Annotated in this window: 23 protein-coding genes, 1 pseudogene and 1 riboswitch; of the genes and pseudogenes, 2 read left to right on the top strand and 22 right to left on the bottom strand. The window is 36.7% G+C overall.

Features of this window, described 5'->3' with window-relative positions; all coding sequences use genetic code 11:
- Positions 1-184 precede the first annotated feature (184 nt).
- Positions 185-1097, top strand: a pseudogene (locus tag BBF96_RS15800) (IS1595 family transposase).
- Between the two features lie 731 nt (positions 1098-1828).
- Here BBF96_RS15800 and BBF96_RS15795 read toward each other — a convergent pair.
- The 15 genes from BBF96_RS15795 to BBF96_RS15725 all read right to left on the bottom strand — a co-directional run bounded on the left by BBF96_RS15795 (position 1829) and on the right by BBF96_RS15725 (position 16122).
- Positions 1829-2335: a hypothetical protein gene (locus tag BBF96_RS15795; RefSeq protein WP_127018031.1), complete on the bottom strand. Its 507-nt coding sequence runs from the start codon at positions 2333-2335 to the stop codon at positions 1829-1831.
- Between the two features lie 97 nt (positions 2336-2432).
- Entirely contained in the window at positions 2433-2657 is a 225-nt protein-coding gene (locus tag BBF96_RS15790; RefSeq protein WP_127018030.1) for a hypothetical protein, read from the bottom strand.
- A gap of 118 nt (positions 2658-2775) precedes the next feature.
- Positions 2776-3597: a CPBP family intramembrane glutamic endopeptidase gene (locus BBF96_RS15785; protein ID WP_127018029.1), complete on the bottom strand. Its 822-nt coding sequence runs from the start codon at positions 3595-3597 to the stop codon at positions 2776-2778.
- A 544-nt stretch (positions 3598-4141) separates the two neighbouring features.
- Entirely contained in the window at positions 4142-4588 is a 447-nt protein-coding gene (locus BBF96_RS15780; protein ID WP_164731142.1) for a phospholipase D-like domain-containing protein, read from the bottom strand.
- A 772-nt stretch (positions 4589-5360) separates the two neighbouring features.
- Positions 5361-6230, bottom strand: a complete 870-nt coding sequence (gene nadC, locus BBF96_RS15775) for a carboxylating nicotinate-nucleotide diphosphorylase (RefSeq protein WP_127018027.1) — start codon at positions 6228-6230, stop codon at positions 5361-5363.
- Complete coding sequence (gene nadB / locus BBF96_RS15770; RefSeq protein ID WP_127018026.1) at positions 6214-7845, bottom strand: L-aspartate oxidase; 1632 nt, start codon at positions 7843-7845, stop codon at positions 6214-6216. Before nadB ends, nadC begins: the two co-directional genes overlap by 17 nt.
- 20 nt (positions 7846-7865) lie before the next feature.
- The gene (nadA, locus tag BBF96_RS15765; RefSeq protein WP_127018025.1) at positions 7866-8780 is read right to left on the bottom strand and encodes a quinolinate synthase NadA; all 915 of its coding nucleotides are present in this window, start codon (positions 8778-8780) and stop codon (positions 7866-7868) included.
- Positions 8781-8851: 71 nt separating this feature from the next.
- Positions 8852-9205: an aspartate 1-decarboxylase gene (panD, locus tag BBF96_RS15760; protein ID WP_127018024.1), complete on the bottom strand. Its 354-nt coding sequence runs from the start codon at positions 9203-9205 to the stop codon at positions 8852-8854.
- 1 nt (position 9206) lies between these two features.
- Positions 9207-10055, bottom strand: coding sequence for a pantoate--beta-alanine ligase (gene panC, locus BBF96_RS15755; protein ID WP_127018023.1), 849 nt, complete (start codon positions 10053-10055; stop codon positions 9207-9209).
- On the bottom strand, positions 10042-10908 hold the full coding sequence (gene panB, locus BBF96_RS15750; RefSeq protein WP_127018022.1) for a 3-methyl-2-oxobutanoate hydroxymethyltransferase: 867 nt from the start codon (positions 10906-10908) through the stop codon (positions 10042-10044). The genes panC and panB overlap by 14 nt, the downstream gene beginning before the upstream one ends.
- Entirely contained in the window at positions 10905-11783 is an 879-nt protein-coding gene (locus BBF96_RS15745) for a Rossmann-like and DUF2520 domain-containing protein (RefSeq protein WP_127018021.1), read from the bottom strand. The genes panB and BBF96_RS15745 overlap by 4 nt, the downstream gene beginning before the upstream one ends.
- A gap of 481 nt (positions 11784-12264) precedes the next feature.
- Positions 12265-13074, bottom strand: a complete 810-nt coding sequence (locus tag BBF96_RS15740; protein ID WP_127018020.1) for a dimethylarginine dimethylaminohydrolase family protein — start codon at positions 13072-13074, stop codon at positions 12265-12267.
- A 79-nt stretch (positions 13075-13153) separates the two neighbouring features.
- Positions 13154-13699, bottom strand: coding sequence for a GrpB family protein (locus BBF96_RS15735; protein WP_205665661.1), 546 nt, complete (start codon positions 13697-13699; stop codon positions 13154-13156).
- A 583-nt stretch (positions 13700-14282) separates the two neighbouring features.
- Positions 14283-15599 (bottom strand): diaminopimelate decarboxylase, encoded by a 1317-nt coding sequence (gene lysA, locus BBF96_RS15730; protein WP_127018019.1) that lies wholly within the window; start codon positions 15597-15599, stop codon positions 14283-14285.
- Positions 15600-15699: 100 nt separating this feature from the next.
- Positions 15700-16122: a GNAT family N-acetyltransferase gene (locus BBF96_RS15725; RefSeq protein WP_127018018.1), complete on the bottom strand. Its 423-nt coding sequence runs from the start codon at positions 16120-16122 to the stop codon at positions 15700-15702.
- 494 nt (positions 16123-16616) lie between these two features.
- Between BBF96_RS15725 and mgtE the strand changes: the two genes are divergently transcribed.
- On the top strand, positions 16617-17960 hold the full coding sequence (gene mgtE, locus BBF96_RS15720; RefSeq protein WP_127018017.1) for a magnesium transporter: 1344 nt from the start codon (positions 16617-16619) through the stop codon (positions 17958-17960).
- A 254-nt stretch (positions 17961-18214) separates the two neighbouring features.
- Here mgtE and BBF96_RS15715 read toward each other — a convergent pair whose 3' ends face one another.
- From BBF96_RS15715 to cobU, 7 genes are all read right to left on the bottom strand, one after another.
- Entirely contained in the window at positions 18215-19981 is a 1767-nt protein-coding gene (locus tag BBF96_RS15715; protein ID WP_127018016.1) for an ATP-binding protein, read from the bottom strand.
- The gene (locus tag BBF96_RS15710; RefSeq protein WP_335876682.1) at positions 19974-20663 is read right to left on the bottom strand and encodes a response regulator transcription factor; all 690 of its coding nucleotides are present in this window, start codon (positions 20661-20663) and stop codon (positions 19974-19976) included. Before BBF96_RS15710 ends, BBF96_RS15715 begins: the two co-directional genes overlap by 8 nt.
- 329 nt (positions 20664-20992) lie before the next feature.
- Entirely contained in the window at positions 20993-21892 is a 900-nt protein-coding gene (locus BBF96_RS15705) for a DUF5700 domain-containing putative Zn-dependent protease (RefSeq protein ID WP_127018014.1), read from the bottom strand.
- A 418-nt stretch (positions 21893-22310) separates the two neighbouring features.
- Positions 22311-23366, bottom strand: coding sequence for a nicotinate-nucleotide--dimethylbenzimidazole phosphoribosyltransferase (gene cobT, locus BBF96_RS15700; protein WP_127018013.1), 1056 nt, complete (start codon positions 23364-23366; stop codon positions 22311-22313).
- 272 nt (positions 23367-23638) lie between these two features.
- The gene (cobC, locus tag BBF96_RS15695; protein ID WP_127018012.1) at positions 23639-24247 is read right to left on the bottom strand and encodes an alpha-ribazole phosphatase; all 609 of its coding nucleotides are present in this window, start codon (positions 24245-24247) and stop codon (positions 23639-23641) included.
- A gap of 1 nt (position 24248) precedes the next feature.
- A complete protein-coding gene (gene cobS / locus BBF96_RS15690; RefSeq protein ID WP_127018011.1) occupies positions 24249-25001 on the bottom strand; it encodes an adenosylcobinamide-GDP ribazoletransferase in 753 nt (250 codons plus the stop codon).
- Positions 25002-25004: 3 nt separating this feature from the next.
- On the bottom strand, positions 25005-25580 hold the full coding sequence (cobU, locus tag BBF96_RS15685) for a bifunctional adenosylcobinamide kinase/adenosylcobinamide-phosphate guanylyltransferase (protein ID WP_127018010.1): 576 nt from the start codon (positions 25578-25580) through the stop codon (positions 25005-25007).
- A gap of 112 nt (positions 25581-25692) precedes the next feature.
- Positions 25693-25874, bottom strand: a riboswitch (cobalamin riboswitch).
- Positions 25875-26044 lie beyond the last annotated feature (170 nt).

Here is a 26044-nt window from a genome sequence, read left to right as displayed (position 1 = left end):
GAGGCTTCTTGACTCCCATCATTTCAAGGATCTTAAGCTGTTCGTTGGTTAATTCTGTACATTGATATACCTCTCCAGAATTAAAAATAAATATGGCTATACCTTTTACTCAGCAACCTCTTCTAATTCGAACAAATGTTTGGTATAATATAATCAAACACTAATTCGATTGGGAGTGGTTTCAGTGAAAAATCAAAAGCTTTCTCTTATAGCTTTCCAAAAGAAATTCGCTACCGACAGAAGCATGCTACCAGTATCTATATAACATACGGGGGCCTGAAGGTTTTGTTTGCCCAAAATGTTCTCATCCTAAAGGCTATCATATCGTATCCCGCAAATTGATTCAATGTGCCAATCCTGAATGTCGGTATCAGGCTTCAATTACTGCAGGAACCATCATGCATAGAACCAGGACTCCATTGGTTAAATGGTTTCTAGCTATATATCTTGCTGCTCGGGATAAAAGAGGTATATCTGCAATGACATTAGCTAAAGAAATTGATGTAACATACAAAACTGCATAGCTTATGCTCCATAAAATCAGAAAGGCTATGAGGGACCGTAACGCTCGATATATGTTATCAGGTATTGTGGAAATTGATGATACATTTTTTGGGAGTCCCACCAGGGGCGGTAAACGTGGTCGTGGAACAGAAAAATCTAAAGTTATATGTGCTATATCTCTTGATGAAGAAGGCCGCCCTAAGTATTTGAAAATGGAAGTTGTATCTGATATTAAAACTTCAACTTTAGGGGATTTTGCCTGTCGCAACATTCAAGCTGGGTCGAAGATATCCAGTGATGCTTACCATTCCTACAGACAGCTTGGGAAAAATGGTAAGTTTGAGCACAAGTTTCAACACTATGATCCTCATGAGGATTCCCATTTTCTCAAATGGCTACATACTGTAATTGGTAATGCCAAGGCTTTTATAGAAGGTACTTATCATGGATTAAGCAGAAAGCATTTTCAGTCTTATTTGGAAGAATTTTGTTATTGTTTTAATTGTCGTTGGATGCAAAACTGGCTGTTTGACAGGCTTTCAGTAGCATGCACTTCTACTTCTACGATTACCTATGCTGAGTTAACTGCATAGCCATATTTTGTTAATAAATATTAGTTCCTCAAAGTTTAGGTTTGGCGAAGCGAATCATTGACATGGAGAAAATGGGTAGGATAGCCTTGAAATGGCATAGCCTAACTGCTTCGCCCCTAGGCTAATAACCATACCCATAGAGGCTCCATGTCAATGACAAACCGGTTTTAATGAGAGGTCTCTAACAAATTAAAAAAATCAGAAACAATACATGAAAATATTTTCTCATTCTCCACGTCTCTTCTTGTTTAGTTTTAATAACCTGGTTTTTTAGTTTCCCTGATCTTATATTTGTAATTATACCGTGTTATCCGAATATTCAACTTGCATTTTTTATTTAATATCACTTTCTTTAATTAAATTTTCTTCTAACAGTGATCCTAATTTCCCTGTCACTCTTCTCCATTCTAATAAACTGATTATACTGCAAAAAGCTAATTCTGAGCAACATAGAAATTTTTCGCCAAATCATCTTAGCTCGATTTCCGACGAAATAAGGCCTCATCACAGGAGGTGATGAGCTAATCAAGGGCCAGGAGGGCCCTTTGATTAGGAAGCCTTATTTCGGCGGAAATCGAGCTTTAGATGATTCGAAAAATTTCTCAAGAAGCGAAAAATTAGCTTTTTGCAGTTTGATCATAAACTTAATTGATTCTGAAAAATCAGATCAATATATTCACTTTCAGCTTTAGTTAATTCTTCGTTAATATTTATTAATTCTAGAAAAAATACTAACCCATTTTCATATTGAAGTTTAAAAGATTCCCATTTTTTTTAAGAAGATTTAAGCTATCTTCTTTATCCTTAATTGATAAATTTAGCTGCTGTAAATTATAATAAGCTTGATATACTTCTGAAATAATTTTATTTTTAAGGTATATAAGATTGGTCTCAAGTTCTTTTAATTTATTCTCAGCCTCGATCTTATCTAATTTAGAAACATCAGTACTTTCAAAAATATTTAAGATATATTTTTGATTTTCAATATCTCGCTGAAGAGATTTTAATTCAATCCGGTTATTCAATGCTGACTGAATGCCTGACTTTAAGTCAGGAAGTATTTCCTTATCTATAACAATTTCCTCTATTTGGATATTCAGATCTTTTTCAGTATAATAATTCATTTGTAAATATAGATTTCTTTTTGTAACTTGTTTTAAAAATTCATATTTTTTACTTGTCCTTATACACTGATCTAAGGCCTTACTGGCTGTCAATAACTCAATTTGTGAAATCAAACCATCTTGATATTTAATTTTAGCCTCATCTAGTTGTAATTTACACCTTTGTTTAGCCAGTAAACTCTGTTCATATAGCTTTACCGCTTTAACCCAATCATAGTAAGTTGTATATACATTTATAATTATTTATATTTTTTAAATTTAAAGCAGATTTTTTATCATCAATTTCTTGCTTTAACTTTTGAATTTGATATGGTGACTGGTCATTGACAGAACCACAGGTAACTTCTTCATATTTTAATTGTGCTTCCATAATTTCATTTTGAGCAACAATAACGTCCGGATGATTTTCTAATGCAATTTGAATACATTGTTTCATATTCAGGGGCTCGTCTATCTCTAAAGCTAAAATTTTAGTTGATATTTGAATAATTAATAAAAGAATTAGAATAATGATTTTTTTCTTTCATAGTAACCTCCTTTTAATACACCAAATTTTAAAGCAGATTTATTACAGCATGATAAACTGTAGATGGAATTAAACTTTTTGTTTTGTAATAGATAAAGGAGAAAATCATTCCAAAAAAACATGTTTCAATACGTATTAAAATTTGCTTTAAAATTGGTTCGTTACTCAAAACACTGACATGGGAAAAACCAAATAAAATACCACTAATTACTATTGCATTAACTGGCTTTTTAAATATACGTCGCAAAGTTGTAAAAAGATAACCCCGATAAAGAATTTCTTCATAAAAAGCAGCTATGAACTTGTGAAAAATAACAAGTAGCACCCCATCACTAAAATCTTTAAAACCTTTAAAAACTACATCAAGCGTACCTACCAAACAAAGGGGAACAATTATATATATATGGCGCCATCCAAAACCCAAATCTTTAAATTTTATCTTTAAAACGATATGACCATATAGAATTACTAATAGGTTTAATCCTATAACCCAGATTATTTTTAAAACCAACTTTCTATACATAAACGAGAAATTCCTAATTATAAATCTTACCATAATTTGATATAATAAAAGTAGAAATAATGTCAAGTATGGGGAAAGTTTATAAGCTGCTATCTTTTTTTCTTCAACTGAAATCTTTGCTGTAGGAAAATAAATTAAAGCCAGCATTATTAGCATAGAAAATAAATATATTACTAAAAGTAACATTGCTGAGAAAATAGACTTTTGGTAATAATAGATTTGCAAAAATGGAAAACCAATCACTACTAGCAGCAAATAAAACCAAACTGCTTTATTTTCTCTTATTAACCAGATTAATTTCTTAAAATGTTCAAGGAAGAATTTCATTGCATTACACCTCCTAAAAAATATTTTAAAAGGAATCCTCTTTGAGCGATCAACATAACTGTTTATCCAACAAAAATCTCAACTTAAAAGAAGATTCCACTTATAAATCACAAAAATTATTGGCAAGTCAAGAAAATTTAATTAGTTTGTTAACTAATTTGATTAAAGAATTTTTTCAAATAATTTATAATTTAAAGATACCAGGACCCAAAATGATGAATTAAAATCTGTTCTTCCAACTAAATTATGTTTGCAAGATAAAAATCCTGCATTTGGCCATATACTTTTCAGTTCAACTGCTGGTTTTTTATGTTGCCGTTTGCCCCATTTTTGTTTTACCAAAAACAACTGTTTTTGACCATATAAAAATCACGCATTTGGCCGTATATTTATTCATCAAATGTGATTCAAATTACAGCTTGACATGGAACCTCTAAGGGTATAATTTAAGACAAATGCGGGTAGAAGTTAATTTGCCAGGCTAATTTAGCCTATCATACTCTTTTCTCCATGTAAAGCTATAATTTGAATATTTTTTGTATAATTACCAGGCCAAATGCTCCATTTTTACATTGCCAGATACACAGAGTATATCTCCACCAATAATCTTTTCTTTAAATTCTTGTGCCTGTCTTTTTCCTTCTAAAATATAACCTAATTCATAATTGTTTTCTTTTGAACTATCATATAAGTTCATAGAACTAAGAATTACTTTTCTTTCATTCATATATAGTTTTGTATGCAAATTTTCCACCATAACTACATCAAACCCAAATTTTTCATTTAACAATTTCATCTCATTAGTTAAACTATCCCTTGCTCTGAAAATAAAAACAATCTTTTTTTCCAAATTTGCAGCTTTCTCTAAAGCTCTTTCTAACAAATTCCATGGTTTATAATAAGGAGTTATTAAAAAACAAAACTCCTTAGTTTCTTCAATTAAATCTATAACCGCACCTGGTATCTGATGACTTGTTAGAATTTTACTCATAATCATACCCTCCTTTAAAATTACATTTCCTCAAAAAACAATTTGAATCTGAATAAATCAAAAATTTTTCAATATACTATATCTTCAATATTTCACCTCCAAAAAATCACTAACATTTACAAACTATTATTCGTCAGTTTTTATTCGTGTTCCTTCTTTTTTTCTATAAAACAACAAATTAACCGTTAATGCGGCCAATATGTTAATTTTATAATATTTATAATTATATACTACAAAAAGCTAATTTCGAGCAGCATAGAACTTTTTCACTAAAACATCCTGGCAAGACCTCAGTCTAAATATGTCCTCATCACAGGCAATAAGCTAATCAACAGCACCTTAACAACCTTTTAAGTCTGGAAACTTTTAACCAAAATTGAACTTTAAATATTGTTAGAATAGTTTCTTTTAAGCGAAAAATTAGATTTTTACAGTGCAACCATTTATCATTTTAATGAAAAATCAACTTCACCTTTTTAATCAACCAAACCCCATATAATAAATATCCTGATTGTACTGCAAAAAGCTAATTTTGAGCGACATAGAAATTTTTCGTTAAACCATCTTAGCGAGATTTCAGACGAAATAAGGCCTCATCACAGGATGTGATGAGCTAATCAAGGGCCAAGGACGGCCCTTTGATTAGGGAGCCTTATTTCGGCTGAAATCGAGCTTTAGATGGTTCGAAAAATTTCTCAAAAAGCGAAAAATTAGCTTTTTGCAGTATAACCATATCTTAAAATAAAAAAAACCAATCCCAGAAAAGGATTGGTTAATGCCGGCCAGTAAGATCTTTAATTTTTTCAGGATTAATATTCAAACTTATATCCAGAGATTTTACTGTATGAGTCAAAGCACCCATAGAAATCACATCAACACCTGTAGCAGCCACATCCTTAATATTCTCATCAGTTATACCACCCGAAGCTTCAATGATGGCACGACCATTGATCATCTCTACAGCTTTTTTCATCATCTCTAAACTCATATTATCCAGCATAATTATATCTGCGCCAGCCTCCAAAGCTTCTTTAACCCCTTCTAAATCCTCTACCTCTACCTCAATCTTCATCGTATGAGGTATAGCTTTGCGTGCCAGTTCTACAGCAGTGCGGATATCTCCCGCTGCCTCAATATGATTGTCCTTAATCATCACCGCATCATATAAACCCATCCGATGATTATGGCCACCACCAACTCTTACCGCATATTTCTCAAGAATTCTTAAACCAGGAGTAGTCTTACGGGTATCAACAATCCGGACAGAGTAATCTTCAACCAGACTCTTATAATAAGCTGTTTTGGTAGCAATTCCAGAAAGTCGCTGTAAAAAGTTCAAAGCAAGCCTTTCACCTTTAAGAATACTCCGGGTAGCTCCGGTGATTTTAGCCAGATGGTCACCAAATTTTACCCGGTCTCCATCTTTACGAATAGCTTCAAAACGCAAATGGGGATCTATATACTCAAATATCTTCTGAGCCAGAGGTAAACCAGCCACTACCCCCTCTTCTTTAGCGGTAATATAAGCTTCACTCCAATGATCTTCGGGTACTACCGAATCTGTAGTTACATCCCCTGTTCCTAAATCTTCCTTCAATCCTATCCGAATGATATCTATAATAATTTCATGATTCCAGTTCAACACTATCACTCTCCTGGCTTTCACGCTGAAAAACAAAATGCCGTCCCTTATAACTTAAGATAGATTCCGGATAATCTCTCCGATAATGGGCACCTCGACTTTCCTTACGAACCAATGCACTCCGTACCATAATATATGCTATCTGTATCATATTCTGAGTTTCCCATTCTTCCATACTGGAAAATTCAAACTCAAGACATTTACTCCAATCTTCAAGGGTCTCTAATGCAGATTTTAAACCCTCTTCATCCCTTATAATACCAACCTTCTCAGACATCAACAGTTGTAAGCGCTTCCGATATGTGCTACAAAGTGAACGCCGCTTCTTATATTTAGGTTCTGGTATAAAAAGAGGAATTTTGTCTAAATCCTCATTAAAACTTTTAAATTCAGGAATCGCCTTTTCAAAAATCCGGTAGCCAAAGACCAATCCATCTAAAAGAGAATTACTGGCTAGCCGATTAGCACCATGAACACCGGTACAGGCCACCTCACCACAGGCAAATAAACCGGGAATCCGGGTAGCTCCATAAAGGTCGGTTCTCACTCCGCCCATCATATAATGGGCTGCAGGTGCAACTGGAAGCCAATCTTTTGCCATATCTATTCCGTTCTTCAAGCAGGTTTTATAGATGGTTGGAAAACGATTCTTTAAAAATTCTGCATCCCTATGGGTAATATCCAGCCAGACATGAAGTTTACCATCTTTTTTCATCTGATCGACTATGGCTCTAGCTACCACATCCCGGGGAGCCAGTTCAGCCATAGGATGATATTTATGCATAAATCGTTCCCCATTGGCATTGCGTAAAACCGCTCCCTCTCCCCGAACTGCTTCTGAAACAAGAAACGCAGGCAAACCGGGAATATAAAGAGTAGTGGGATGGAATTGAATAAATTCCATATCCATTAATTCTGCACCTGCCCGATAGGCAAAGGCCATTCCATCACCGGTAGCTACATCTGGATTACTGGTTGTCCGATAAAGCTGGCCACAACCTCCAGTAGCTACAATTGTAATAGGTGCCAAATATGCTACAAATTTCTTATAATGATGACAATAGGCCAATGCTCCATAGCAACGGCCTTCATGAGTAATCAAATCAAGAATAAAAGTTTTTTCATGAACAGGAATGCCTAATTGATTAACTACCACATTGGTAAGAGCACGCCGGACTTCTTCACCGGTAGCATCACCACCTGCATGGAGAATCCGACGTCTGCTGTGAGCACCTTCCCGGGTCAGAGCAATCTGGTCATGATGGCGGTCAAAATTGGTCCCCATATCAATCAATTCCCGAACCCGGGCAGGACCTTCATTGACCAATACTTGAACTGCCTCCCGGTTGCATAATCCTGCTCCTGCCACCAATGTATCTTTTAAGTGCAGCTCTGTACTGTCCTCTTTATCAAATACAGCAGCTATTCCGCCCTGGGCATGTTCAGTATTACTATCTTCCAGCTTTTCTTTAGTCACAATCAGTACTTTACCCCACTTATGAGCATGAATAGCAGAATAAAGACCAGCAATTCCCGTTCCGATGATTAGAAAATCAATGTAAACTTTCTCAAAATTAATGTTTGAATAATCTAACAAATATCGAGGGGTTTTCATTCTCTAATCACCAATCCATTTTATTTTCCCTTAATAGCTAACATTCTTTCTAAAGCCCGTTTGGCTTTTATGCGAATCTCTTCAGGTACATGAATCTCCGGACTCAAAGTTTCCAGAGCTTCAAGCACATGAGATAAGTGGGTCTTTTTCATGTTTGCACAGATCAATTTGGGAGTTAGAATATAAAATTCTTTATCTGGATTCTCTTTCTTAAGTCTATGGAGAATTCCCATCTCAGTTCCTATAATAAACTTTTTATGATTACTTTCGCGAACATAACGTAAAATTCCTGCTGTACTATCCACATGATCAGCTAAAGCTACTACTTCCGGTCTAGTCTCAGGATGAACCAGCACCAAAGCATCAGGATGAGCTTCTTTTACTTTTCTCACTTCATCAGGTTCAACCCGATGATGAGTGATACAATATCCTTCCCAAATGATTACATTTTTATTGGTTTTACTGGCAACATAAGAACCTAAATTCTTGTCAGGTGTAAAGATAACAGTATCAGAATCTATAGAATTAACAACCTCTACAGCATTAGAAGAAGTGCAACAGACATCACTCTCAGCTTTTACGGCAGCAGATGAGTTTACATAAGTAACCACCGGTACTCCCGGATGTTTAGCCTTAAGTTCCCGTAAACCCTCTACATCCACCATATCAGCCATCGGACATCCTGCATCCAATACCGGTAAGATGACTTTTTTATCTGGAGATAGAATCTTAGCACTTTCTGCCATGAAATGAACTCCGCAAAATACTATTACATCTGCATCAGTTTCTGCAGCAATCTGACTAAGTCCGAAGGAGTCGCCAACATAATCAGCAATATCCTGAACCTCTTCAATTTGATAATTATGAGCCAGAATAATAGCATTATGCTTTTCTTTCAATTCCTTAATTCTTTTGGCTACTTCAGCAGTAGGCATAATAAACCCCCTCATTATAATGACTTTATCAATCCTATTCTATCCCTTTTCTGCGAATTTGTCAAGTTATGTCAATCGGTTATTATCTCATTCTTTTCATTGAGAAAGATAACCTTTGGCTGCCAGTCTCTTGCTTCTTCTGGTGTCATATAAACATAAGCAATAATGATTACTTCATCACCCGGCTGAACTAATCGTGCTGCGGCTCCATTTAAACAGATAACCCCTGACCCTCTTTCGCCTGAAATTACATAGGTTTCAAAACGAGCACCATTATTATTATTTACTACCTGTACCTTTTCATTCGGCAGAATACCAGCAGCATCCAGCAAATCCTGATCAATGGTAATACTTCCCATATAATTTAAGTTAGCATCAGTTACCCGGGCCCGATGTAATTTCGCTTTCATCATCTCTAAATACATTTTACTCCACCTCCAGCATAATATTATCAATTAAACGGGTTTTACCTATAAATACAGCCAGTGCAATCAAAATTGGACCAGAAAGTCGCTGTACCGGCTTTAAAGTAGTTGTTGAAACAATGGAAACATAATCAATTTTTGCTAATGGTTCCTTTTCGATCATTTCAATCATTGCTGCCTGAATCAAAGCCGCATCCCTTTCACCGCCCTCTATCATCTCTTTCGCTTTCTTCAAGGAACGATTTAGAACCAATGCTGCTTTTCTTTCTTCGGGATTTAAATAGGTATTTCTAGAACTCATGGCCAAACCGTCTTCTTCACGTACTATGGGACAGGTTATTATCTCAATAGGAAAATCCAGATCTTTAACCATACGTTTAATGATAATAGCCTGTTGAGCATCTTTCTGGCCGAAATAAGCCCTGTCAGGCTGAACGATATTAAAAAGCTTGGTCACAACTGTACAGACTCCTCGAAAATGTCCAGGCCTTTTGGCTCCGCAGAGATTCTGAGTCAATTCAGTAACTTCTACATAACTCTGAAAGTTTTCTGGATACATCTCATCTACTTCCGGCACAAAGATAATATCTACACCTACCGATTCAGCTAATTTAGCATCCCGTTCAAGATCCCGGGGATAGGTAGCATAATCTTCATTGGGGCCAAATTGAGTAGGATTTACGAAAATGCTTACCACCACCAGATCATTTTCTTTCTTTGCCCTTTCCATCAAAGACAGATGACCTTTATGAAGATAGCCCATCGTTGGAACAAAGCCAATAGTTTTACCCTCACGTCTGGCATTGCATACCTCTTTACGAACCTCAGCTTTGGTTTTAAGAATTTTCATCTTTACTATCTCCTCCTGAATACAGTTGGGTTTTATTTACTGAGTCAGACAGACTGAAACTTTCCTTTTCATCAGGGAAATTCTGCATTTTTACATCTGTGATATATTCCTTTACTGCCTGGGTGATTATCTGATGAAGATTTACATAACGGCGGACAAATCTGGGCTTAAAATTAGCATCCATTCCTAATAGATCCTGGGTCACAAGAATCTGCCCATCACAGTAAGGGCCAGCACCAATACCAATGGTAGGTATAGTTAAAGATTCACTGATTTCACGGGCCAGTATTGCTGGAATACACTCTAAGACAATAGCAAATGCCCCTGCATCTTCTAGCTCTTTAGCCTCTCTTTTCAAACGTTCTGCCTGAAGCTGATCCTTCCCCTGAACCTTAAATCCTCCCAATTGATGAACCGATTGGGGTGTAAGTCCGAGATGGCCTAAGACTGGGATTCCAGCTTTAACAAGGGTTTCAACCTGTGGCAAAACTTCCCGTCCACCTTCCAGTTTAACACCATGTGCTCCTGCTTCTTTCATCAATCGACCTGCATTTACTAAGGCATCCTTTACCCCGGTCTGGTAAGACATAAAAGGCATATCTGCAATCACCAGCGCACGTTCAGTTCCCCGAACCACTGCTTTTGTATGATGGACCATTTCCTCCATCGTAACAGGTAAAGTGTTCTCATACCCTAAAACCACCATGCCCAATGAATCACCAACTAAAATAAGCTCTACACCCGCTTCATCTACAAGTCTAGCAGTCTGAACATCGTAAGCGGTGAGGGCAGTTATTTTCTCCCCTCTCTCTTTCATTTCAATCAAGGTTTTAATTGTAATTTTATTTTTCATTGATACTCCTCCCCGGAAAAAATTTTTGATAAAAGCTTAACTTCATTCTCAGATAGAGGGGCATATTGCAAAGTGGCACTGCCCAATATGCGATAAAGTTCCAACCATTGATGATTTACTTTAGAAATGGCCTGAATATGTTTAGCAATAGTATAACTATCCCCTCTGGCAATGGGACCTGTCAAAGCTTCACAAGGTGGCTTTTCTTTTAAATTAAGGACAGTCCCTTCAATTAGAGGAAAGAGAGCTTCCTGGGCCAGCTCAGGTGAAAAACCCACCTTTTTTAGCATTTCAATCCCCTGTTGCATAAGGGTTACAAGATAATTAGAAACCACACAGGCTGCTGCATGATATAGTGGCTTTTGTTCTTTACTAATTTTAAGCCACCTGACCGATAGAACCCCAAGTAACTCTTCTCCCAAAATAATTCCCTTATCATTACCTTCCATACTCCAGACAGATTGGGTTAGTTTACCGATTCCCGTTTCCACATCTGCCACTGCTTGCAGAGGGTGAAGGGATAGGCGGCCAATTTCTGGCATTTCAGAAAGCTGACCTACATCTGATGGAAGGACTCCACTTAAATGGATTAAAACTTGTTGGGTTTTGAGCAAATTTTTATACCATAAGCTGTGTACCACTTCTTCAATCCCATCATCTTTAACACCGAGGATAATAAAATTCAAATCGTTGGGTAATTCAGCCAGGTCTTTTGTAAATGTAATTTCTCCGCGCAAAAATAATTTGGCCCGGTTAAGAGATTTATCAGAACGGCCTACCACCGTTCTAAGAATATACCCCCTCTCCTGTAAAAGATACGATAAGGCCGTACCCACCCTACCAGGGCCAATCAAGGCAAAACTTTTCCTGGCCATGGAAAATGCACCTCAATTCTCTTAAGTATTCTGGATAATAAAAAAGCCCTCCGAACCAGTCAGGAAGGCATAGATATGCTAAAGTTACAACGCCCAGGTTGAAACTCTTTTCCCAATAATCATTACTGGGAAAAGTTAAAGCATAGTACTTTATTCTTCCGTCCCGGTCCATAAACAGATCCAGGCGTATGTGATTAAATAAAAAAATATTTGTAAAACGGATAATCTCTCCAACGAGTAGATTTCCGTTTATATAATAACATGATATGTGCTAACTTGTAAACCATTCTTTAATATTTTTAAAAACTAATTATGGTTAAACTGCAAAAAGTTAATTTTTCGCTTCTTGAGAAATTTTTCGTTTATCCATGTAAGATTGAAAGAAAAGTAAAGTCTTATCACAGTATCTGATAAATTAATCCATGGATCGAAGATCCATGGATTACCCTGAAATCAAACTTTAGATCATTTCTACTCTCTACTATTTTCTTTCAACCGGCATTATAAGACAGCTAGGCCCCCCAGTTCCCTTTACAAACTCTGATAAATCCAAAGCATGAATAGTAAAATTAGCCTGTTCCAGTTTTTCAATAGCCTCTTTATTTCTAATATCTGCAATAACTTCATTCTCACCTAGATTTATTACATTTCCACTGATAAATGTATCACCGGAAACTTCAATCTTCTCAAATCCATTGAAAAAATCATCTGGAAAAACTCCTTTACAGCAAAGTACGCGTTCTGGACCAATCATGCTCATGGCGCCACCTATATGCAAATAAGGTTCTGGAACTGTTGTTACCCTCACTTCATACCCCATACGTTTTAGCAGATCAGATATCTGTCTTACTCCCTCTCTGTTCGTTCTTCTAGAACATCCTACAAAGGCAACCGAACCTGCTAATATGACATCCCCACCTTCTACCGTACCAGGTGGTTCAATACAGCCAGCATATGGCTCTCCCAATGTTTCTAAATGCTGAGCCATCCACTCTTCTTCTCCTTCTCTAGTTTTCAACCCCATTCTTAATTTAATATATCCCTGCGGAGTACATAATGCAGTATCCATGGTAAATACAGAATTCGGGTGATTTGAAAGTTCAGGGATGTCTATAACCTGGCAGCCAAACTCTGACATGGTTGACTTTAATTTATCATGCTGCTCTATCGCTTTAGCTGGATCAGAAAGTTCCGTAATATTATGTAATTTAAGATCATCAACACGGAAGTATTCTATTTTAGGACTACAAACAACAACCCGTGTTAATCTGTCACCTTCATTTCTTAACATATAATAACCCCCCCTTTAAGTAATTACCATCCATTTGGCCTCAATCTCAACCCCATCCCTGACCGAAAACCTGAATCTTTCATTCACCGGAAATATCAGCCTTCTTCAAGACCCTCTGAATAAAATCGGCTTTTCCTGCTGTATAAGCATCACGATCTTTTGCAAATTTCTCTGCCAATTCTCTTTTAAGCTTTAAGTATTCCTCAGCCACATCCTCATGTTTTCTAAGATAATTCCGAAACAATAAATGGTTCCTCCAGAAATCACTGTTCCATTCAACCATGTGTAAATGATGAGTTCTCATCGTTGAATCCCCTTTTGCAAAAAATAGTCTTCCTGGTATCCCGTGTTCCCCTTTGTATTCATATCCCAGTTTCTCAAGGAACTCAACACATTTCTCTCCATCTTCTAGATTTCGAACCCCTACCATTATATCAATTATCGGTTTTGCCTCAATTCCAGGAATTGAAGTACTTCCTATGTGTTGAATATCCACTACATAATTACCGATTGAAGACCACAACAAATTTTTCTCTTCTTCATAAAGCCTCTTCCATTCATTTGTATATGGATGAAGTTTTACAATACCTCTCTTTAAACCGAGCAAATTAAATTCACCTCTCATAAAATATTCATACTCCACCACCAATTTCCTGGGCTAAAAAAGAGGAACACCTCCTATATTCTTTGAATAAACTTAATATTTCCCAATAAAATGCAAACATTCCTAATTATCATGTTACCATTAAACTCACCTAATTTTCAAGATAAATTTTATGATTATGATTATACTGCAAAAAGCTAATTTTGAATGACATAGAAATTTTTCGCCAAATCATCTTAGCAAGATTTCCGACGAAATAAGGCCTCATCACAGGAGGTGATGAGCTAATCAAGAGCCAGGAGGGCCCTTTGATTAGAAAGCCCTATTTCGGCGGAAATCGAGCTTTAGATGATTCGAAAAATTTCTCAAGAAGCGAAAAATTAGCTTTTTGCAGTTTAACCATTTTATGCTTTTAGAAGTAATGGGAATACCATAGTCTTGATTGGCAATTCCATAACATTTTCCTGTTAAACATAAACCTCTGGTATATTACCAACAACTTGGACATTTTATGAACTCTCTAACTCTTTCTGCGGTGATGAAACATACATCAAGGTCGACGGTATATGGCAGTTTAAAAATTCGAAAACCTGTAATTTTGCAACTATAGATTTAGGCGGGCAGGAATCTGATCCCGACTAATCAGGTCACGATAAGTTTCACGTCTAACTATTACTTCTGCTTCTCCATCATTAACCAATACAACTGCTATCCTGGGTAATCCATTATAATTGCTGGCCATAGAATAAGTGTAAGCACCAGTACAGAAGACAGCCAAAATGTCTCCTGGTTCTACCTCAGGAATCTTAAGATCATGGATAAGCATGTCACCGGATTCACAACAACGACCAACTACGGTCACGGTCTTAATCGGATCTTTAAAAGCTTTGTTGGTAACAATAGCTTCATACCTGGCATTATATAAAGCAGGCCGAATATTATCAGTCATTCCTCCATCTACGGAAAGATAAGTACGAATTCCCGGAATCTCTTTAATTACGCCAATAGTATATAAGGTTGTACCAGCAGGGCCAATAATGTAACGTCCGGGTTCATTGATCACCTTTGGAAGAGGCAAATTTAGTTGAAAAGCCTTCTTTTTTAAAGTATCAGCAACAATCAGAGCATAATCTCTTATAGAAACTTCCGGATCCTTTTCGGTATAGGGAATACCAATACCTCCACCCAAATTTAACTCCCTTATCTCAATGCCTAATTCCCTGCGGATTTCATTACAAAAATCCATCATTACTTCCCCTGCTTTTCTAAAAGATTCCAGGTTAAAGATCTGGGAACCAATATGGCAGTGTAAACCGCAAATATTTATCCGAGGCAATCTGGAAGCTATGCGAATCACTTCCATAGCTATACCATTAGCAAGCCCTAAACCAAATTTAGAATCAGATTGACCAGTCTGGATATATTCATGAGTATGAGCTTCAATACCCGGTGTTACCCTGAACAGTACATTAGCTGTTACTCCCTGTTCTTCGGCCAGGTAATTTAAAAGCTGCAATTCCTGCATATTATCAACTACAAAACGACCAATCCCAGCTTCTAAAGCCTGTTTTATTTCCTCTGGGGTTTTATTATTACCGTGAAAATATACTCTATCCATTGGAAACCCGGCTGATTGGGCAATAAACAGCTCTCCACCCGATACTACATCCAGACCTAAACCCTCTTCTTTTAGAATCCGGCATAGAGCCATAGTCAAAAAAGCTTTAGAAGCATAAATAGTTTCTGCTTCAATACCTGTACCTCTAAAAACAGTACGGTATTCAAAACATCTCCTCCGCACTTCTGCCTCATCAATAATTAGCAAGGGCGTACCAAATTCCCTGGCCAATTCTACTGTGTCACATCCACCTATCATCAGATGACCATTTTCATTAATTTGCATCGTTCCGTGTAATCTCATTATCTTCCCTTACCCCCTGGCATAAGTTCCATCAAATTTCTTACTACATCCTGAGTGAAGAGATTTGTAACACTACCTAACTTCCAATTTATATTAATGATTAAATTTCATCAAGTAAAGTTTTACTCATAGGAATTAATTCATCTCGCTGAATGTAACCGTTTTTTTCATAAAAACCGATTACCTCTTTATTGGTATCTACAACAAAAAGGTGAACTTTTTTTACACCCATCTGGGTAAATCTTCGTTCCAATTCTTTAAGTAGTTGACCACCATAACCCTGGCCCTGCAACGATGGCTGAACTGCCAGATGATGGATATAACCTCTTCTCCCATCAAATCCTCCCATAACTGCAGCAATAATTTTTCCATCCTTTTCTCCAACCAGACAGGTATTAGGATTGCGTTTAAGCATCTTCTCAATCTCTTCCCGTTCATCCGATTTTTTAAGAGTTATACCAGCACTGGCCCATAACCTATAAACCTCTTCATAATCATTAATGGTCATTTCTCTAATCCTCATCCTTCTCTTACCACCCTCTTCAGTATTTAATCGATAATATTTCCATATGATAACCCAAAATTCCTGCTAAGTTTTTTAATTTAACAATAAAGATTTTACAGTAAAAAGCTAATTTTTCGTTTCATAAAGAAATTTTTCGAACCATACTAAAGTTCAATTTCAGTAGCTCGATTAGCTTATCACATCCTCATATAAGACCATTCTTTTCCATCTTATTAAGATAGTTAAACAACTCAAAATCAGCTTTTTGTAGTTTACCAACAGAGCAAAATACTTCCGCTAGTTGACGACTTTTTGATTTTTGATATAATATAAAAAAAAGCAAAATATCTTTTTTAAGTGAACTCCTATCACGAAAGTGCTACTGAACCGGAGTGTCAGATAAGTAATAAAACTCAACGAAAGGAAATTTACTCATTTACTATTAAGCAGCTTTTCTCTTTTCGTTGGAGAAAAGCTTTTTTGATTTATCGCATAGAAAGGAGGGTATTCTCATGGCTAATAAACAGCTAAATAACTTGCTAGACAATCTTAAAACCAAAAATTTTGACAAAATTAAAACCTGGTTAGATACTGTTCATCCAGTGGACTTAGCCGAAATATTAACCGAATTGAAAGATGAAGAAATTCTTGCCATCTATGAACTAATGGATTATGAACAACTTGCTGAAATGATCGAAGAAGCTGATGAAAAAGCCCAAATCCGACTTCTGAAATTGTTAGATTTAGATGAAATTATTCAAGTTTTTTCATATATGTCCGCTGATAATATTACAGATATTATGGGTAATTTACCTTTTAATGAAACTAAACAACTTCTTAAAATGATGAAAGAAGAAAATGCTGGAACCATCCGCCATTTATTAGGATATTATTCCGATACTGCCGGTGGTCTAATGACCACAGAATTTATCGCACTAAAAGAAAATCTTACTACTACTGAGGCATTATTAAAAATTAAACAGATCGGCCCCAAAACTGAGATTATTGAAACCATCTTTGTTGTAGATGAATCCAAACGTCTGGTAGGAACTGTGGACTTACGCGATATTTTGGTAGCTCCTGATGATCAACCTTTAAAAGAGATTACCGATTATAATGTCATCTCTGTCCTTCCTGGAACTGACCAGGAAAAAGTAGCAATGATTGTCTCTAAGTATGATCTGACGGTTATCCCTGTTGTCAATCGGAGAGGAGTTTTAATCGGAATTATTACCGTTGACGATATCATTGATGTTATTGAAGCTGAAAATACTGAGGATATGTTCAAGATGGTAGGTATCAATGATGAAGAACAGGTGATCAGTCCGGTGAGAATTTCTATTCGTAAACGTCTACCCTGGTTATATGTCAATTTAATTACTGCTTTTACTGCTTCTTTTACTATCGGACTTTTTGAAGATGTAATAGCTCAAGTGGTTATTCTGGCTACTTTTCTTCCTATTGTTGCTGGTCTTGGAGGTAACTCAGGACAACAGTCTCTGGCAGTTATGATCCGTGGACTGGCTCTAGGAGAAATTGATTTCAAAAACAGTAAAGAAACTCTTTTTAAAGAAATTCTCATCGGTCTGATCAATGGTACTGCTATCGGAATTGTTACTGGCTTAATCGCCTATTTCTGGCGGGGAAATTTCTTTATCGGTCTGGTAATCTTTCTGGCTATGGTAATCAATATGGTTATTGGAGCTTTAATGGGTTCTCTTATTCCTCTAGGATTAAAAGCTGTAGGAATCGACCCGGCTCTTGCTTCATCCATCTTTTTAACTGCTACCACTGATACCTTCGGTTTCCTTATCTTTCTATTATTGTCTAGTTTATTCCTGAAATTTATGATTTAAATGATAAAAGACCATCCTATAAGGGTGGTCTTTTTAAACAAAATGTAAAATAGTAAACTGATTTAATTGTATGAAATAAATAATAATGATTAAACTGCAAAAAGCTAATTTTGAGCGACATAGAAATTTTTTGCTAAACCATCTTAGCAAGATTGAAGTCGAGCTTTAGATGGTTCGAAAAATTTCTCAAGAAGCGAAAAATCAGCTTTTTACAGTTTAGCCTTTTATCAATTTTAAAATAAGGTTTTGATAATTTATTTTGGCATTTCAATTACAAAGACAGCTCCACCTTCTGGATAATTATCAGCCCAGATTTGTCCTCCATGTTCTTCAACAATACTTTTAACGATAGCCAATCCCAACCCTGAACCAGCTTCATTGGTAGAACGGGCTTTTTCTACTTTATAGAACCGATCAAAGATCAGCTCCTTTTCTTCCTCTGGAATTCCCGGGCCCTGATCACGGATCTGAATTTTTACTTTCCCATTATCTTCTATCGCTTTAATCTCAATAATACCACCGGGTGGTGAAAAGCGAATTCCATTATCCAGTAGATTATAAAAAACTTGTTCCATCCGATCAGGATCTAAGTCCATTTTTCTTTTCAGGGATGAATCCAACTGGACTGTAACACCGGTTTCCTCAAGCCTCAATGCCAAACTATCCACAACTTTCTGAACCAATTCCAGCAAATCTGTAGGTTCTTTTCTTAGACGTAGAGATTCCATTCTAGCCATTTTCAATAGATCATTGACCATGCGAATTAAACGAAGAGTCTCGGAATGAATGATTTTAAGGGAGTTCTGAACCGCTACTTCATCTTTAATTTTATGATCTAACATAAGTTCGACAAATCCTTTAATTGATGTGAGGGGAGTTTTAAATTCGTGGGAAACATTGGCTATTAGCTCTTTTTGCAACTGAACCAGACGCCAGCGATTGGTAATATCCTGCAAAACAATGACTACACCCAATACCTGATCTTCCCCAGTGCAGATAGGTGATACAATGGAAAGGAAGACCTGATTATTTAGTTCTATTTCCCGCATTAATGGCGCCCTTTCCTGCTGCACCTTTATAACCTGTTCCTCTAAACCTGGCAATTTTTCAAAAACATCCTGTAAATCTGCTGGCCCGGAATCGGGTATTTTCAAAATCCGTCTGGCCGCGGGATTAATCACCACCACTTCTCCCATTTGGTTTAAAGATATTACCCCCTCTGCCATACTGTTAATAATTCGCTGGGTTTGTTCCTGTTCAGTGCGCAAAAGATCTATGGTTTTATCTAATTCCCGATTTAAATCATTAATATGGCGCGCCAGATCACCCAATTCATCTCCCCGCTTAATTTCTAATTGACCGCTAAAATCCCCCTTCCGCATCTTATGAATTAAATTTTGCATTGCCAATAAAGGACGCGTCAGATGACGGGAAAATAAAATTGCTAAAAACACAGCTACTAAAGTACCAATCAGTGTAGAACCAATCATAAGTCGCCTAATCCTACTCTGGGCTATATGAACTTCTTCCATCGGTGTGATGATAAATAATCCCCCAATAACCTCATTGTTAATATTTATTGGAAGAGCAACAGCCAAAATTGGCTGATTTAATTCATCATTCCAATTGAACTTGGTAATTTTTTTCCCACTCAGTAACTGCTTTAGTTCATTTTCATTAAGTTCACGAACCAGATCTGATTCAGCATATATAAGGCCATTCCTGTCAACTAACCAGATCCTGGCACCCAAAACTTTTTCCAACTCACGAATCATTCCAGCAATCCGCATGACCCACATCCCTCTACCATGCATCATCCCCACCATTATATTATCACGCTGCTTCATATAGCGAACAATACTATTTATTACCCTCTCTCCTTGCCGGATCATCTCTTGTTCTTTGCTATAGAGAATAAATCGTTTAATAAAAAAATCCATAACAACCCCGGTTACTCCCGAAACCACCAAAATTATGACCAATGACATCAATAAAATTTTTCCAAAAAGTGTCTTAATCAATGGGTACCACCTCAAATTTATAACCCACTCCCCAGACAGTCTGTATATAGTTATACCTGGGCTGAACTTCTTCTAATTTGGCACGAAGCCTTTTAATGTGTACATCTACTGTTCTGGTCGTTCCAAAATAATCATATCCCCAAACCCTGTCCAGAAGTTTTTCACGACTATAGACTTGACCGGGTCGATGAGCTAGTTCCCAGAGTATATCAAACTCTTTGGGAGATAGCTCAACCTCTTTACCATCTACTTTTACTTGACGTTTCATCTGGTCAATGGTAATTCCAGGATATGTGAGAATATATTTGGAATTTCCATCAGTTTGATTGACACGGCGCAATACCGCCTCCACCCGGGCCAAAAGCTCCCGGGGGCTAAAAGGTTTGGTGACATAATCGTCCGCCCCCAGTTTTAAACCAAGGATGGTGTCAACCTCATCATCTTTTGCTGTAAGCATAATTATGGGAATATCACTCTCTTCTCTTAATTTGCGGCAGACCTGCCAACCATCAATCTCTGGCAGCATCAAATCCAGAACCACCAGATCTACAGGATTTTTTTTAAACTGTTCTAAGGCTTTTTTACCATCTTCTGCAAGGATAACTTCATAACCCTCCACCTGGAAAGTCATCTGCAAAAGTTGACGAATATTGGGATCGTCATCGACGACGAGAATCTTCACTACCAATGCCCCCTTTAGTTTTAATTATGCCTTTACTGCAAAAAGCTAATTTTTTACTTCATAAAGAAATTTTTCAAACCATCTAAAGTTCGATTTCAGTTGAAATAAGGCACACTAATCAAAGGGTCATCATGACCTTTGATTAGCTCATCAATCCTCAGATGAGGCCTTATTTCGACTGAAATTTCACTAAGATGATTTAACGAAAAATTTCAATAGCACTCAAAATTAGCTTTTTACAGTTTAATCATTATATTAGATTATAGCCGAGAAGTATTACAATTTTGTTACACTAAACAATAAAAGCCCACCAGATATGGCGGGTAATATTAAGAGCTCTGAAACAAAATATTTAGTTTCTTAAGACCACATTCTTCAAAAAAAGACATGTCTTTTAAACATCTTTTGATACCTTCTATTTCATATTCCTTATAAATTATATGAACTGCTATCATACCCGGAATTGCAAAATATTTTTCAAAATACGGACCAGCTATCCCTTTTATAAACAACTTTTTTGCTTCATCTAAAGGTAAATCTCCTTGAGTTAATTTATTAATTACCTTTTGATAATTTATAAAAGTTTTGCGCAGAATCTCATATCTTGTATCAAGATATTCTTCAATCTTGACTCTATCTCCAATAAAATGCCCAATTCCCTCATCAAGAATCAATAATTTCGCTTTCTTTAACTGAGTTAAATCTTTCTGATAAATTTTCCAATACGATGAGTGGGTATAAAAACGGCCAAATAATATATGAAATATTTCATGTTCTAGGACCGGAATTAATTTAGCAATTCTTTCATCACTATTATTACTATACCGCATTATGGCAGAAAGATTTACAAATGCAACAAATCTGCCATCCACATTCCGTACATATGCCTCACCAATTGGATTTCCGATTGGAGTAAGATAAATAGTAATCGGCTCCTGATCGAGATCAAATAATTGGGAGACAAAAGATAATAATTTATTAGGAGGTAGATTTTGAATTCTAAAAGCCAGATCCTTTATATCATCTTTATATTTCAGAAAACTTAAATAAGAGTAATACTCTTCTAATTTTTCTTTATCTTTCAATTGAGATATAGGTGGTATGGTTTCTTCTGTTCCAAAACTATTAATATAAGATTCTATCAGTTCAAGTTCTTTATGTTTTAAGCTGAATACCTGTTCTGAATTATTCAGCATGAGTTCTAATAAGTCAGATTTAAAATTAATCAATTTTATCCCGCCTTTTTCTATATAATCAATTCATCAGCAAGAGTCTATTTACGGTTTTTTACATGTATATTTAGCTCATCCTTAAAATACTGACATACTTTAGTATTCCAATCACTATCAGATTCATTAAAAGTTTTCCATTAAAGTCCAACATATTATATTATAACACAAACAATAAATGGTTTCAACAAATATAATTTCCTCAATAATTCAAATACAATCATCTCTAAAATAAAAGTCCCATCTTCATTAAAAAATCTTTATAGCCACCCCGATGAATCAATCTTGCTTTACTTTATAGCCAATAACCAGTGATTCCTCTGTAATAATTCCTTTTCCTTTGGGTCTCATTATAACGCAAACAATAAAAGGCTTTAAGAAATATAATTCCTTATTCCTTAAAGCCTTTTAAAATACCTTATTCCTTTGTAGCCACTCCAGCCGATTCAAAAGTAGCCATCTCCTTAACAATCCGTACGGCTGATTCTATTAAATAAAAAGTCAATACTGCACCTGTACCTTCACCCAACCGCATCTTTAAATCCAGTACCGGCTTAATCCCCAGAATTTCCAGACTCCGACGATGAGCAGGTTCAGCAGAACAATGAGACCCAATCATATAATTTACAGACTCAGGAGCCAGTCCTTTAGCTACAAGAGCAGCAGCTGTACTGATAAAACCGTCAATAACCACAGGTACTCTATTTGCAGCAGCCCCCAGAATCAAACCAGTTATTCCTGCAATCTCAAGGCCACCCACTTTCATAAGTACGTCCAAAGCATCATTAACATCAGGCTTGTTTACCTCAATTCCGCGCTTAATGGCATTTATCTTCCTCTTAATACCTTCATTATCCACACCTGTTCCCGGGCCAACTGCCTCTTCAACCGTACATCCAGTAAGCAAACTGACAATAGCACTACTTGCAGTAGTATTTCCAATCCCCATCTCACCTGTAGCCAATATACTAAAACCATCCTCAATCAGCTCTTCAGCTACATCTATTCCTACTTCTAAAGCCTGAATAGCTTCTTCTTTTGACATTGCCGGGCCTTGACAGAAATTATTCGTTCCGTATTTTACTTTCCTTACCCAGACCCCTGGCACCTCCACATCACCGGCTACTCCAATATCAACTACCTTTACCTCAGCACCAGCTTGACGGGCTAAAACATTAATAGCAGCACCACCATTAGCAAAGTTATAAACCATCTGTTGAGTTACTACCTGGGGAAATGCGCTCACTCCTTCAGCAACTACTCCGTGATCTCCAGCCATCACAACAACAGCTTTTTTGCCAAAATCAGGTGTTTTTTTACCGGTTATTCCAGCAACCTGAATAGAAATCTCCTCTAACCTACCGAGACTCCCGGTCGGCTTGGTCAAAGTGTCTTGATATTTTCGTACTTCTTCCATCATAACTTTATCCAGGGGTTTAATGGCCTTAACTGTTTCTTCTAATCTTTTACTCATTTTTATCTACCTCACTTTTTGATATTTGATATATGATTATACTGCAAAAAGCTAATTTTGAGCGACATAGAAATATTTCACCAAATCATCTTAGCGAAATTTCCGACGAAATAAGACCTCATCACAGGAGGTAATGAGCTAGTTCTAAGGGCCAGGAGGACCCTTTGAGTCAGGAAGCCTTATTTCGACGGAAATCGAGCTTTAGATGATTCGAAAAATTTCTCAAGAAGCGAAAAATTAGCTTTTTGCAGTTTCATCATATATTTTAAAAATTATACTTCCACAACATGGTTTAATTTTATCAAAATTGAAAAGCCTTGAATAATCTCTATGACTGATAAACTTCCAGGATCAACCCGAAAATGCCAGCTTGAAGCCAGATCAAAACCTAATAAATAAGCTATCATCTGCAAAATTACCCCTTCATGGGAAACGATTAACAAAGTAGTATCTTCATCATGCTTCTTCAATATTTTATCCACCCAATTTCTTACCCTCTCAAACATCTGTATTGCACTTTCTCCTCCTGGCACCCGAACCCGCTGCCAATTTTTCAGCCAATTCTGAAAATCTTCCGGGTATCGGGCCTGAATTTCATCTGAGGATAACCCTTCCCAGAAACCAAAGTTCATCTCTTTTAAAGCTCCTGCCTTTACTATTTCGGAAGGAGTTTTTAATCCTTCTTTAATGATTTCAGCAGTCTCCAACGCCCGTTTTAATGGACTTACATATATTTTCTCAAACTGATAATTTTTAAGCTCTTCCCTCAATCGAATCGCCTGTTTACGTCCCTTTTCACTTAAAGATAAATCCAGCCAACCCTGAAATACTCTTTTATGATTAGCTTCAGTATGACCGTGTCTTACGAGAATTAATTCCATACTAAAACCCCTCTAAGTTTAAGTTTATAAATAAAACTGCCAGAAGTAATACCAATAATTGATTCAGTTCGATGACAGCACCAATCACATCCCCAGTAATTCCACCTATTTTGGCCTGCACCCAGTGGGTGAAAAGATATGTAAAAGCTAGAACAAAAATCACAACCATAATTCCTTGAATACCCCTTAACCAGAAAGCTAAAGGCCAGGTATAAAGAGATGCCACCAAAAGTTCTTTAAGCCCGCAATCCTTAACAAAATATTTACCCATCCCCTCCGGCCGTGCATACTCAGAAATTGCATTTCCCACCACACAGCCATAACGGGCCACCATAGGTATTAAAATCAACCACTGCCATTGGCCATGAAGCTTTTGAATTCCACCTATCAAAATGGAAATAGTCAAAATTAAGATCAAAACTCCATATACCCCAACCCTACTATCTCTCATAATCTCCAGTATCTTCTCCCGGGAACGATTACTCCATAATCCATCAAAGGTATCACTTAGTCCATCCATATGCAATCCACCGCTAATCCAGAGATATGCCGCTACCACCAGAACAGATAAGAGATATCCATCTCCATAGAGATGAAAAAATATTTTATAGATAGCAGCAAGAAACAACCCAATTAGTCCTCCAATCAAAGGGAAATATATATTCCCCTTCCCCAACTCTTCATTTTTTATATCAATAGTAATGGGAATCGGAATCCGGGTCATCAATTGAGTCATTAAAATGAAATTCTTCAACTGTTATCCACCTCCTTTAATCAAAGTCGGAATTCCAGAAATCATAAAATAAACCCTATCACTCACCTCCGCTATTCTTTGATTTACCCGTCCAGCAATATCACGGAAAATTCGCCCTAATGGATAAGCTGGAACCAGCCCCATTCCCAGTTCGTTGGTTACCAGAATTATTTCTCTATCCTTTAACTTCTTAATCTCCCTAAGCATTTCATTAATCTCGTTGACAATGGCCTTTTCTACTAACTCTACTTCTTTTAAATTAGGTCTTTCTTCATTAAGACCAGCTTCAAAAAGAAGATTAGAGATCATTAAGGTTATACAATCCAGTAAAATCACCTTTTCCTTTGACCTTTTAAAAACCTCTGAAAGACCTCGATACTGCTCCACCGTTCGCCAATGGGCAGGTCTCTGGGCCTGATGACGCCTAATTCTTTCTTTCATTTCCTCATCAAAAGCAACAGCAGTGGCAATATAAAGAACAGACTCTTCTTTATTTAATGCTAAGTAGTGACTTACCAATTTCTCAGCAAATTTACTCTTCCCACTTCTAGCCCCACCGGTCACCAGAGTTAGCCCCATCCCTCTCGCCTCCATATAATTTTATTTTTATAAAAAAATAAAACCTCGACCTTCCCGTCGAGGTTTGAGTATCTTTTCACATAAAGTGAGTCCTCTCCTCCCCTCCGAAGGCGACCCATCTCATAGACTGGCTGGTCTCCTGACTCGTGTTTCCTCTTACTCCTGGCACCTTCCCGGAACCATCCCGGTGGTTTTAAGCCAGTTTCATCCACACTCACAGTAGCGGGGGCTGTAGTGGATTCTCACCACTTTCCCATTTAAGTTCATAAGAACACCAATCTATGCATATATTCAATTTACTAATATGATTTTACTGCAAAAAGCTAATTTTTCACTTCATAAAGAAATTTTTTGAACCATCTAAAGTTAGATTTCAGGGTAATCTATGGGGCTTCAACCCATGAATTGATTAATCAGATACTGTGATGAAGCCTTATTTCTCCTTCAATCTCACTAAGATGGTT

The sequence above is a fragment of the Anoxybacter fermentans genome, from assembly GCF_003991135.1.
GTDB classification, from domain to species: domain Bacteria; phylum Bacillota; class Halanaerobiia; order DY22613; family DY22613; genus Anoxybacter; species Anoxybacter fermentans.
The sequence above is the reverse complement of the archived record's forward strand: the minus strand, read 5'-3'. Positions and strand labels throughout refer to the sequence as shown.